The sequence below is a fragment of the Pseudomonas sp. AC463 genome (genome assembly GCF_979253585.1).
Genome location: NZ_CEEDDZ010000519.1, coordinates 1 through 279, shown reverse-complemented (window position 1 = coordinate 279; position 279 = coordinate 1). Strand labels below are relative to the sequence as shown.

Sequence of the window (279 nt, the reverse complement as noted above, 5' to 3'; positions counted from 1 at the left end):
GCTGTACCGCGATTACAGCCGGCAGGCGGGCGAGTGGATCCCCAACGAAGAGGGTGGCCGCGAGAATTGGGAAGCGGTGGAATTCCTCCGGTCGATGAACCGCGCGGTCTACCGCGAGCATCCCGGCATCTTCACCGTCGCCGAGGAATCAACGTCGTGGCCCGGCGTGTCCCAGCCCGCGCCACCGCCGGGCGAGAAGCCGGTCGCGGTCATCACCAACATGACGCCGGTGGCGCGCGCGCCGTATCGCCTGCCCCTGCCGCACGACGGCCGCTGGAC

General features: G+C 69.9%; 1 protein-coding gene. It reads left to right on the top strand.

Translation table 11 applies throughout. The features are described from left to right. Nucleotides 1-279, top strand: a 279-nt coding sequence (locus tag AC0IYH_RS31230) for a hypothetical protein (protein ID WP_471838081.1), incomplete at both ends; no start/stop codon positions are given.